The 11679-nt window shown below is 48.5% G+C and carries 12 protein-coding genes; 11 read left to right on the plus strand and 1 reads right to left on the minus strand.

From position 1 onward, the window contains the following. The 9 genes from QUB33_RS27515 to QUB33_RS27555 form a co-directional block, all read left to right on the plus strand. Window positions 1-505 (plus strand): hypothetical protein (locus QUB33_RS27515; RefSeq protein WP_333357196.1); only part of this gene is annotated, 505 nt, incomplete at its 5' end. After that, a complete protein-coding gene (locus QUB33_RS27520; protein ID WP_333357199.1) occupies window positions 498-869 on the plus strand; it encodes a hypothetical protein in 372 nt (123 codons plus the stop codon). The genes QUB33_RS27515 and QUB33_RS27520, both read left to right, overlap by 8 nt. Beyond that, window positions 870-1379: a hypothetical protein gene (locus tag QUB33_RS27525; protein ID WP_333357202.1), complete on the plus strand. Its 510-nt coding sequence runs from the start codon at window positions 870-872 to the stop codon at window positions 1377-1379. Then, window positions 1379-1567, plus strand: coding sequence for a hypothetical protein (locus QUB33_RS27530; protein ID WP_333357205.1), 189 nt, complete (start codon window positions 1379-1381; stop codon window positions 1565-1567). Before QUB33_RS27525 ends, QUB33_RS27530 begins: the two co-directional genes overlap by 1 nt. Continuing rightward, window positions 1567-1830 (plus strand): hypothetical protein, encoded by a 264-nt coding sequence (locus QUB33_RS27535; protein ID WP_333357208.1) that lies wholly within the window; start codon window positions 1567-1569, stop codon window positions 1828-1830. Before QUB33_RS27530 ends, QUB33_RS27535 begins: the two co-directional genes overlap by 1 nt. Next, complete coding sequence (locus QUB33_RS27540) at window positions 1821-2435, plus strand: hypothetical protein (protein WP_333357211.1); 615 nt, start codon at window positions 1821-1823, stop codon at window positions 2433-2435. Before QUB33_RS27535 ends, QUB33_RS27540 begins: the two co-directional genes overlap by 10 nt. Before the next feature lie 673 nt (window positions 2436-3108). After that, complete coding sequence (locus QUB33_RS27545) at window positions 3109-3879, plus strand: hypothetical protein (protein ID WP_333357214.1); 771 nt, start codon at window positions 3109-3111, stop codon at window positions 3877-3879. Between the two features lie 415 nt (window positions 3880-4294). Further along, window positions 4295-7549, plus strand: a complete 3255-nt coding sequence (locus tag QUB33_RS27550; protein WP_333357217.1) for a plasmid replication protein, CyRepA1 family — start codon at window positions 4295-4297, stop codon at window positions 7547-7549. Between the two features lie 28 nt (window positions 7550-7577). Then, window positions 7578-8273, plus strand: a complete 696-nt coding sequence (locus QUB33_RS27555; protein ID WP_333357220.1) for a tyrosine-type recombinase/integrase — start codon at window positions 7578-7580, stop codon at window positions 8271-8273. 32 nt (window positions 8274-8305) lie between these two features. On the opposite strand, the gene QUB33_RS27560 is transcribed toward QUB33_RS27555, so the two are convergent. Next, the gene (locus tag QUB33_RS27560; RefSeq protein ID WP_333357223.1) at window positions 8306-8857 is read right to left on the minus strand and encodes a DUF4339 domain-containing protein; all 552 of its coding nucleotides are present in this window, start codon (window positions 8855-8857) and stop codon (window positions 8306-8308) included. A gap of 248 nt (window positions 8858-9105) precedes the next feature. Here QUB33_RS27560 and QUB33_RS27565 point away from each other — a divergent pair, with 248 nt between their 5' ends. Together QUB33_RS27565 and QUB33_RS27570 are read left to right on the plus strand one after the other, a co-directional pair. After that, complete coding sequence (locus QUB33_RS27565; protein WP_333357226.1) at window positions 9106-10059, plus strand: hypothetical protein; 954 nt, start codon at window positions 9106-9108, stop codon at window positions 10057-10059. 295 nt (window positions 10060-10354) lie between these two features. Beyond that, complete coding sequence (locus QUB33_RS27570; RefSeq protein ID WP_333357229.1) at window positions 10355-11419, plus strand: site-specific integrase; 1065 nt, start codon at window positions 10355-10357, stop codon at window positions 11417-11419. Window positions 11420-11679 lie beyond the last annotated feature (260 nt).

The following is an 11679-nucleotide window of genomic DNA, read 5'->3' on the forward strand; positions in this document are numbered from 1 at the left end:
TTGGCACACTGAACTAACCACGAACTTCCCCAAACCGTTAAGCGTCAACGTTTGGAGCCTAATCATTATGACAATTTCAGGTGATTACCCACAGGGGCGATCGCAAGTCTTCACATTTCCGCGCCGTGAACTTTTGCAAAAAGTTTTATCGGTGGCTTCACTGTGCTTTGTCGCAAGTCCTCAGCCTGCTGCTGCATCTCCTAGTCCTCAGCCTGCTGCGTCTCCTAGCAAGCGTCCCTTGCCAGAATTTAACATTGGCGACTTAGTTGCCCAGGACTGGGAAGAAAATGATGGGGACGAGGACGAGGAAGCTCCTGAGTCTTCTACCGATTTTGGTGAGATTGTGGGGCTGTGTTACGTGCCAGAAGACGGCTCATATTATCCTCCCAAAACTTGGGTTTACTACGTTTATTGGACGCGCAGCACTTCTGACTGTTGCTCCTATCCCTGTTTTGACGGGGAACCGACCGCAGGTAGTGAACTGAGGCTTGTCAGTCATGCCTGAGCCGATGCGGTCACGCCGCCGAATCGAGCATTTAAAACAGCTTGCCTACGATTGCAATCTCACGAACGAGCAAGCACGAACTTTCGGAAAGCTTACAGCAACCGCAACGTGGGAAAAGTTACTACTCGCGCACGGTCTAGAGTTCGATCGCAATCTTTCAGTCACGCCTAACACGGTAGCGGTTGCTTCCCAGGAATCAAACCGCCAGATAAATCTGCTGGAATGGGTAGATTTTGGGCAACTCATAGCAGTCACACTCGCATCAGCGGGACTGTCTGTGCTGCTGCTGAGTCTCTGGCCTCGCATCAATCCGCTTAATTTACTCCCTCCCATCAAAGTTAACATTCAAATTGGAGCAAAATAAATGTCTCTACAGCTTCGACTATTCGGCGGCGGTCAAAACGCTGCTGGTAAACTATCCGCTGGCAACGATGGCAGCCATGCGATCGACAAATCTAAGGTATTGGCACAGACCGACGCGGGAGTAATAACCCCGATGAATCCCGGTAACTTCGGGAGTATCCGCACCGCCCCCGTGGTTCCGGCTCCCCAGTATTTCGACAAAGACCAAGCCGACGCACTCAAGAAGTTAGCCAAGGAAAAAACCGAGGGCGCTCGACATTCTAAAAAAGCCTATAAATCTCTAGGCAAGATTGAGAAAGCCGATGCTACGGTGCATCGCAGCCACCGCAAATACGAAGGCGAAGTGGCTACAAACGAGCTCGCAAAAGTGCGATCGAACGCTTCCCTTGCTAAAAAACTCTACGGTCTGACACCCGGTTATGCTCGGCTGGGCTTAGGGATTGATAAAGCTGAGAGCGATGCGCGGGGACGGATTGACGCTATCAAAGCCAAGCTGACGGGGGCAAACTAATGAAGAAATACAATCGTGATGTTTTTGCCCTCAACCCAGCAACCGAGCGAACTATCGGAATAATCCACCTTGAGTCTGATACCCCAATTGATGTTTACGACGCGCTAAACGCAGCAAGCAAGCACATGAAAGAGAAAGCGCCGGGGACTCCTTGCCAGCTTAAAGTTTATTGCGGAGGTAAAAACTAATGCGAGCCATGTACTTGGCTAATTATTTTTTAGCGGGTGCATCGCTCTCTTCCCTTCTGGGATGGGTAGCGAGTTTGCATCCGATGTCGGCAAAGGCGATCGCATTTTTGGTCGCTGGCTCTTTCATTTTGTGGGGCTTGTGCTGGCTCTTGGATTTTTCAGTTTCTAGCTGGCTCAAAATTTCTGTAGAAAATCTGCAGGCTTTGCTTCTGGCAGTGCTGACAATGGCGCTCATCGGCGGGGGCATTTATTTATGCTCTTAAAGATGTGGATTTTGTCGGGAACTGCGATCGCACTTTGGCTCAGTCCTCTGGTTGCCCTTGATAAAAAAGTTTCTTGGCACAAGGCAATTCAAGGATTGAGTCTGAGCGGTGCGGTTGCCTGCGCGATCAGTGCAGGTAACATCGCCCGTAAATTAGCAGAGGAAAATGAGATTGAGGAATGGAAAGCCAGGGCGATTAAAGCTGATGTGGCTGATGAAATTGCAGTTAGCACTTATGTAAGTCAGCAGTCCCGACAGCAGGAAGCAGAGGCAATTTTAAATCCAGCAGCGGAAGACATGGAAAGGATGCGGGAGCGATTAGAAGCCTTAGTCGAGCCTGAACCAGCAACCGAGAAAATAGAACCTGCTGAATCTCAGATTCAAGTCGTGAACCCTCCAGAGGACAAGGCTTTGACAATTGAGGAGGAAACATTCACAAGTTTGAATCTCACTCGAAATCAAGCCATTGAGTTAATCAAAAAAATGCGTTCTGAGTTGAACCTGAACCAAAAGGACATAATCGAAAAACTCTGGGCTTGCACCAAAGGTGGCAGTAACGACTGGAAAAAAGCGCGGACGCAGTTCAAAGAGTTGACGGGAGAGTAGCACACAACGCGCAAGAATTTACTGCACTGGTTCTGGGTATGTAGTCAAAGTCGGAAACCTAATAGTTTCCCTATGTAGTCAGAGTGTGGTCAGAGTCATCTAAAAACTAGGAGGATTTGGCGGTTAAGGGGAGGAAGTTTTCAGCGCGTGTTCTGGGTATGTACACAAAGTCAGAAACCCGTAGGGGTTCTACATGGTGTCAGAGTGTAGTCAAAACAGTGGCAGAACTGAGGGGAGTGTCTAAGGGTGAAGCGCAAAATACAAAGCTGTTGAAGCTGAGTACAAGCGCTTAGTTGGGGAGGAGGGATAGCACACTTTAACCAAAACATATCCAGCACGTATGTAGATTTCCCAAACCCTACGGGTTTCGGACTATCCAACACATATGTAGATTTTGGAAGGCTATAGACCTTCCAAGCAAATAGCACATACGTAGATGTCACAAGGCCTAAGGCCTTGTGACTATCCAACACATATCCTGATTTGCAGTGGTTGAAGATACTCAGGACAAGTAAAGCGCGTACTGGAAGGGTGTCACCGTTCGGGACTTAGCAAGAACAACTAGAAACGAGCGAAACCGATTGAGCGCAGATAAACTGCCTGGACGAAGGGTTAAACCCTTCCGCGCTTAGCAAAAACAATTAGAAACGAGCGACGTAAGGACAAACTCATCATGACTCGGCATAACTCGGCAGAAGCTAACGCTATTTTCAAATGCCTCATGCTTCTACCTCATGACTCCTACTTGAAACTTGACTTAACTTTGGATCAGAGGGGTCACTGGTTCGGTAACAAAAGCATAATGCTGGGGATAGCGTTGTGCTGGCACTGTCTGCACACAGGGGAAGAGGCCGATCTATCGTTTTACCCTGATGACTACCACAGACAGAAAGTATGGCTCTGTACTTTGTACTGGCAGCGACACTGGGAAATGATTATTGCTTGCTTCCCAAAACTGAGAGAGATTGCTGGCTGGCTGAAACTCGAATTTCCTTTTTCCGCGCCCGTGGAGCTGTTCGCTTATATTTTGGCGCAAGAAGCTAACGCCGATTTTGCTGTATGCCTCCAGCCTTACGCTGAAGTCTCATCACCCAAAATAGAGAAAATATTGAGGCATACCGCTAAAAACCCGTCTTTTGCCGAAGTAAGCAAGCAATACAACACCCGAGCAGGAAAGCAAAAGTTAGAACAGATGGACAAGGATCTAGATTCCTGGTTGCGACAAACAGGGGAATCTAATTTTTGGGTTCGCTTCTCTCTGTTGTTCAGCTTTATCCTAGGGCAAACCTCAAAGGATGCCTTCATTGAATCCACAGTGGCAGCATTCCGGCAATCTATTGCAGACATAGCCAAGCTGGATGCAAAAAAATGGCATACAACCCCCTCAACTTGCTGGCACAACGGCATTAAGAAACGGGGCAACTCAGACGGAACTTACTCATAATTCCGTTACAAAGCTTAATAACCGTCCCAAAAGTCGTTTTGATGATCCGTTAAGCAGGTTTCTGCTTTAGTCTTGTTTCTATGTCAAAGCTCTGGGAACCTCGCAATATATACACAAGAAAAAGAGCCCAGCATCCTTTCGGATTCCAGAGCCCTCGCAATATATACACCGTCAGTTTATAGGTTTTTTTGAATTTTTTTAAGAAAACTTATAACAATTTCCGAAAGGGATGTCTGGGCCACATCCTACAATGACCCAAACTAAGTCTAGTTTATACAATATTGACCACCTTGGTCAAGACTCTACCTCACAAAATATACTTTGCGAAAACACTGAGCTTCTGCCTGAGCACCTGCAAGAATTGCTTGCATCTAGCCCGCCAAGTGTAAGCTTCGATTTAAAGTTTCCTTTCTTCATGGGGAACTGGCACACAGAAAGGGGTGCAGAACTTTTTGAAACGCTTAACCCAAAAGTCACAGCGACACAATCTGGCACGGGAGTCCGAGGCGGAAAGGTACGCGCCAAGTTAGACGACTGTATGGAGTCTGTGGCGTTAGTGTGCCACGGTCGTGCCAAAGTTACTCACGGCCCTCTGTCTAAGAAAGGCAAGTATTTACACTCAAGCGGATATTACGACAACGCTGGGCGATATATCAAAACTGATTGCCGACCGACTTTCTTACTCCCGACGCTACCAATATGGGAATTAATATCCCAGCGCTACGGTGTTGCAATTCCTGACAATCCAGTGCTAGTCGGGCCGTGGGGACTTGCGATCGGGTTTTGGGACTGGGTGCGAGACAATAATATCCCTGTCGAACCTGCTGAAGGGGAAAAAAAGGCAGGATTCTTGATGCTTCTGGGGTATGCTGCAATTTCTCTCAACGGCATCTGGATGGGTCGTCGCGTTATTTACCAGGAATCCGACGGCAAAAGACTCGGCGAACGACTGCACGAAGATTTACAAGAATTCGACACGCCGGGACGCGAAATCACGTTTATCTTTGATTGGCGCGACGGGCAATATTTTCAGTCTGTAGAATTCAAAGCGGCGCGAGCTACTGGGCAACTGCTGCAAAAGGCGATCGCCAAAATTGCACAGTTGCCGGGCCCGCAAAAAGGGATTGATGATTTTGGCGCGGCAGGCGGGGATGTTGACGCGGTAATGTCGGCCGCTAGAAACATTGATGATATTCAGAAACAGTTTTTCTTGTGGCTCGGTAAGGAAACCAGGAGAAAAGCTTGGGCGCTGACTCACCCAATCGCTTGGGAATGTAACCAGCGTTATCTTGATATCCCCTACCCTGACTCAGGACTTATCTGTATAAAGTCACCCAAAGGCTCAGGGAAAACCTACGCGCTCAGAAAACTAGCGGCTAAAGCTCAGGCAGAAGGTCACAAAGTCGGAGTCCTTGTACACAGAATTGTTTTAGGGCGGGCAATCTGCCAAGTCGTAGAAATTCCTTGGATCGAAGAAATGAACAACGACGGCGATCGCAAAATTGAGGGCAAAGCTCTAGGACACGGACTCTGTATCGACAGCTTGCACCCGAACTCTCAAGCATTTTTCGATCCGCTAGCTTGGAAAGGTGCACTGATTATTTTTGATGAAGTTGAGCAAGTTTTCTGGCACGCGCTCAACTCGGCAACTTGCCGGGAACATCGGCAAGCAATTCTTGCAAGCCTTAAGCTTTTGCTGCAAACCGTGCTGACTTCTGGCGGTCAAGTCGTTTTACAGGATGCCGACTTAAGCGATTACAGTATCGATTTTGTTCGCGAGCTTTCTGGAATTGATGTCGCACCTTGGATTGCCGTGAATCACTGGCAACCGTCTGAGCCTTGGGAAATATTGTTCTACGACACCCACCACGTCAAAGGCGAAACTCAAGACAATCCATCGGGACTCCTCAAGGATTCAGTCGATCAGGTAACTTTTGGGAGCAAAATCTGGGTTAGTACCGACTCTCAAAAAGCCAAGAGCAAATACGGCAGCAAGAATTTAGAAAAATATTACCGATCGCGCTGCCCTGGTAAGAAAATCCTCAGAATAGATGCCGAGACTGTCGCGAACCCTGAGCATCCTGCTTACCAATGCGCTGAGAAAATCAACGAACTAGCGGCGCTTTACGATATCGTGATTTGTTCGCCGTCGCTGGCAACTGGGGTATCCGTTGACTTGCGGGGACACTTTACCGCCGTGTTTGGCATTTATCAGGGCGCAACCTCTGACAATGAAGTTAGGCAATCTCTGGCACGGGTACGGGAACCGGTGCCGAGATTTGTCTGGTGCCGCCAGATTGCAGTGGGGAAAGTTGGCAACGGGGAATCAAATTACAAGGCAGTAGCCGCATCTAAAGAAAAAGACTGCCGCTACAACCTGCAACTGCTTAAGGATTTTGAGTTTGACCTCGACAAAGCTTACAACCCAATAGTTTTAAAATTTTGGGGAAAGTACGCGGCCCGAATAAATTCGTCAATTTGGGATTTTCGGGAAGCTGTGCGAGATGGTTTAGTCGCTGAAGGTCACGCCCTCACAGATTGCGGAGATGATGACCGCGACACTGCCGGGGAAATTAAAGCGCTGAGAATTATCAGTCAAGTTGAGGAAGCTGTTGCCGTGGCAGAGGCAGACGACATCGATCGCGAGGAATTCGAGAAGCTTGAACAGCAGCGCAGCAAAACCGACACGGAACGGCATCAAGAGGAAAAATTCAGACTGAGGGAAATCTACAAAGTAGAAGTTACCCCACAGCTCAGACAGCTCCATCAAGATAAATGGTTTGGAAAAATCCATCTTGAATATTTGCTGACCCACAATCCAGATTTTGTCTGGATGCGCGATCGCAAAAGTATCGACTCCCAGATAAAGAGCGGCGACGGGCAACTCTGCCTTCAAGATGTCCGACAAACCACGGGCAAGCTGAAAATTCACGAACTCTTAAATACTTTGCAGTTCACAGACCGGGCAAAGGAATGGAGCAACAAATCGCCAGAGGTTCTTGAGTTCGCGGCCAAGGCGTTGAAGCTTGCAGCAGATATCAAACTTTTGACAGGCATCACGGTCACTCAAGAGAAGGTGACAAAGAATCCGATCGGAGTCGTGGGGAGCTTTTTGGGGCAACTAGGACGCAAGCTCGAAGGCGAACAGCGCCGCATCGGTGAAGAGCGGGTGAGGTTTTACAAGTTTGGCGGCGCTGCTTCTGCAAATTGCTTTGATAGGGCTGGCAACAAAATCTCGGAGCCTGAAGGTTTGCGATCGGAGATTTTTGAGGCTTGGAAGCAAAGGGACGAACTCGCTTTGTTTGAATTCCAGCAGAACGGCATCGCAGCGGTTGAGGCTGATGTCACAGTAGACCTCAAATCGGCTCGCAGTAAGGATTGTTACGAAAAAGCCCCCCCAAAACCGCAATTTGTCACACCTCGGACTATAGATCTAGATAAAACACCTACTGTGACAACAACCTCAACCATTGAAACCCTGCCAGAAAGTACAGAAACACACCCCATAGGAAGAACGGGATGGGTGCAGCGCTGGGGGCAATGGGTGCGCGCTTCCTTCTTGGCTGCGACAGACGGCGCTCAGTATCGAATGCTGATAGAGAAAGTGGGGGGAGTCTGGGATGAGACGCTAGCTTTCCCGGATCAGATTCGCTGGGAGGTTCCAACATGATGTTTAATTGCTGCAAGGAGTTAGGAACATGGCGGTGAAAATAGACAGGCACGGGCAAGCGGCGATTTTGTCACATCCTGAGATAGAGCTTCTGTTCGCTGAGGGACTGCAAACTGATCGAGATAGAGCTTTGTTTGGAGTTTGCCTCTACACGGCCGCTCGCATCGCTGAAGCCTGCTCAATGCTGTCCGAGGATGTCTACACCTCGGCGGGTAGGGTTAGAGCCTCTGTAAACATCAGAAAAGCCGCAACCAAGGGCAAACTAGCAACCCGCACCATCCCGGTTATCGAAGACTTGCGATCACTCTTGACCCTGTGGCAACCCCACGCCGGCCCCATTTACCTGTTCCCCAGTCGCCACCCCGGACATCATTGGCGGCACATCACCAGCGACTCAGCCGCCGTTATCCTCAGAGAAGCTTGCAAGCGAGTCGGCATCGAAGGAGCTAGCACCCACAGCTTCCGCCGCACCGCCCTGACTCAGATGAGCAATGCCGGCATCCCGCTGCGGGTCATCCAGCAAGTCAGCGGCCATCGCACCCTGACAGAGTTGCAGAAATATTTAGAAGTCAGCGATGCCCAAGTTAGGGGAGCTGTGAGTGCTTTATCAATGCTTTCATATGGCGGGAAACCACGTTTAAACGATGTAAAGCCTGAGTTGCCCGGACTGCGGTTAATCCAGTCCCCAGAGAACTTAAAAAGTCACGTTGTTGATGCTGACTAGCGCTTTGTTGAGAATAAACGTTAATCTGATGTCTATTTTTTACTGAGATATTTTGCCAGTTCTGCGACCTCACCGGCTCGTTGCCAGTCGGCTTCTCCCCGTCTAACTTTTGTGCGATCTGTAATTTTCTGAACTTCCCAGAGTTGCAGTGCGGTGTACGGGCCCTCTGCCTTGCCCGATCGGAACACGTACCAGTCAGCAACTTCGGGGGCTGCTTTGTTTACGGCTTTCAATTTCCGCGCTGGCGGACTTGGAGTTGCTGGAGCAGGTTTCTGATTCATTTTCACCAGCCATGCACCTAGAAATCCAAATCCACCAAGGACTCCTCCCCCTAATCCAAACATCAAGACAGGAGAGGTCGGACGGTATGGCTCCGGTGCTGGCGGTGGAGTGGGAGAAGGTGTCGGAGATGGAGTTGCATCGTCATCGTTGCGGTTCCGGTTTCGCGGGTAGTACCGAGGGGCGCGAATTCTTCCTCCCTTCTTTGCGGCCTCGGATGGAGCGGAGATTGTTGTGGCAGCCAATAAACTTCCGCCCAACAGTAGCAGCAGTTTTCGGCGCGACAGTTTAGTAGAATAATTCATGTTCTGAGAGCTGATAGGGGTATCAATATTTTCTCAGAACGCCACACCAGCAATAACAATTTCAGCCCGTCAAAGATTTTATTTTTGGTGGGCTGAACATTAAAGTTGTGCTGTAGTGGCTGGTGAACGGAAGGCAAATTACTTTGTGCCTGTGGCGTACCTAAAATAAGTTTAAGCAACCCTTGACAGTTGCTTAAAAGTTGCTTAAGCTAGTTGAGTAAGCAGTTAAGCAACCCATTAAGCAACCTATGGCAATTCCCTCGGTGATGCAAGGATTAATAGAGACAGAGGACGGCAAGGTATTCGAGTTAGATTCTCCCAAGGGCGCGGCGTGGTTAGAGTCGATCGGCTCTTTCAGGTATGAACCAACAGGAGACGGCAAAGCCTACACAGTCCGCAAAGAGGCAAGCTCTTACTGGTACGGTTGCAGAAAGGTTGCAGGAAAGGTACGTAAAAAATATATTGGCAAGTCCTCAGAGGTAAGCATCGCAAAGCTTGAGGAGATTGCAGAAGCTTTAGAAACTCCCCCAGTGCCACGGGTTGCAGAGGTTACAGAACAGGTTGCAGAATCGGCAGCGGAGATTGATTTTGTACCAAATCAGGCGGTTGCAGAAAGTAGAGTAACCGCGCTAGAGGCACAGGTAGCGGAATTGCTAAAAGCCGTTAAAGATATACAGGAGGCACTGCCGGGAAAGTCCGACGCGGGTAATTCTGTGGAGTTGCCCAAGGTTGATAACGAAGTTGTAGAACGGTTGCAGAATGAGTTAAGCAACTTGCAAGCAGAAAGAGAAGACGTTGCACGGATTAAAACGGACTTAAAAGAGGCAGCAGCAGAACTGCACCGGGAACAACGCGCGACTGAGCTTGAGAAAGCTCGCTGGCAGCAAGAACTGAGCGATGCCAGATGTGAACTAGCAGATGCAAAGACAACCCTGCTCAAACAGGCGGACAAGATTCGGGAATTAGAGCGCGGGTACAGCTTAAAACCCAATCCCGCAGAGTCCAGGTTAAGGCTTGAAATTGGTGAATTGAATCAGCAGCTCGCCGACCTAAAACAAAAATCAGCCACTGCCGGGAAAGATTTCCCCGACGCAGCCGAAGTTTACAACCAGTTCAAAGCTAAAAACCCGAAAGCCAAGATGACTTTTAAGGAGGCTCTGCCTCTTCTAGCGACAGCTCGGGAGATGATGGAGGAGTCCTGAGCTACATCCCAGGAAATTAGGAAGCTACCGCCCCGGTTTACCCTGGGGCTTCACTCGCACAAAACTTTATAGCCACCCGTTGACAAGCGGCTAGAAAAGAGCGATCGTAAGTTTAAGAAGATTGATGCGCGGTAGCTCAGTGTTGGCACACTGAACTAACCACGAACTTCCCCAAACCGTTAAGCGTCAACGTTTGGAGCCTAATCATTATGACAATTTTGGTGCGACCCTCTTGGTGGCAGTCGCAACTCTTAATCATTTCCGACGCTAGCAGTATTGCTACTGGAGGTCGGAAATGATGACAGATGTTCAGCACGATATAGCCCAAATGATAGAGCTAGCCAAAATCCAAGCTCAAACCATCAACGAACAGCAAAAGCTACTGGTTGCAGCCTTAGCAGGTCTTAACAAGGTCAGCCAGTCAGTAAGTTGTCAGCCACTTAATTTGCTGGGGACTTGGGACAAATACATTGATTTCAAGAAAGCGTCAGTTAGCCCGTCTTACCTGGCTCACCAGTTACAGGCAACCAGAAATCATTTGGCGAAACTTTCTGATTTGCCGGAGATGGATGCAGTCGCGGTTCGTGATTGGGCGATGGCAAATTTGACAGTTGATTCGGCGAAGCGATTAATCTCTCAACTCTCTGCCTGCTATAGCTGGGCGAAAAACAGCAAGCTGATTGACGCTAACCCTTTTGCTCGCATGGCTTCAGAGATAAGACTTCCCCGCTCTAAAAAGGCTGACGCCGGGGACAGGGAGATAGAACCGTTTACCGCAACCGAGCGAGACTCAATCATTGAAGCCTTCAAGACGAATCAGTTTTGCCATCCTTTCACGTCAAGAAACCACCTGCACAGTAACTATGCGGCTTACGTGCAATTCCTGTTTTACACGGGGTGTCGCCCTAGCGAGGCGATCGGCTTGCAGTGGAAAAACGTTGACATCGATAAGCAGACCGTCCTTTTTCGAGAGGCTGTAGTTCAATCACCGGGAGGACGGATTCGCAAGGAAGGGTTGAAAACGCAATCATTTCGCAAGTTCAAGATTAACGGTCAACTGCGCCAAATACTTGAGGACATCAAATCGTTAAGCCGTAATGCTGATAGTTTGGTTTTTCCTGCTGCCGAAGGTGGCTTCATTGTTCAGGACAATTTTCGCAAGAGGGTTTGGAAGAAGATTTTACAAGGTTTAGAACTTGAGTATCGCGTCCCTTATCAGACCCGTCATACCTTTATCACTCTCTGTCTGGATAAAGGAATTGATGCTAAAGATATAGCGCAGTGGGTAGGTAATAGCCCAGAGATTATTTACAAACACTACGCGGGCAGCAGGTATAGTTTACAAGTTCCAGAAATTTAAAGCTGTCATTAAGCCAAAAATATATAGTAGTTAATAACGGTTTATTAGCTGCTATATTTGCCATTTTTACTAATATTATTTGTGCTTAAATTAATGCCTAAAACTTTACAATTTACCTGTTGACAACGTAGCTAAAAACCTGCAATGTAAAGACAAGGAAGATTGATGCGCGGTAGCTCAGTGTTGGCACACTGAACTAACCACGAACTTCCCCAAACCGTTAAGCGTCAACGTTTGGAGCCTAATCATTATGACAATTT

Source organism: Microcoleus sp. B3-A4 (genome assembly GCF_036705385.1).
Taxonomy (GTDB): domain Bacteria; phylum Cyanobacteriota; class Cyanobacteriia; order Cyanobacteriales; family Microcoleaceae; genus Microcoleus.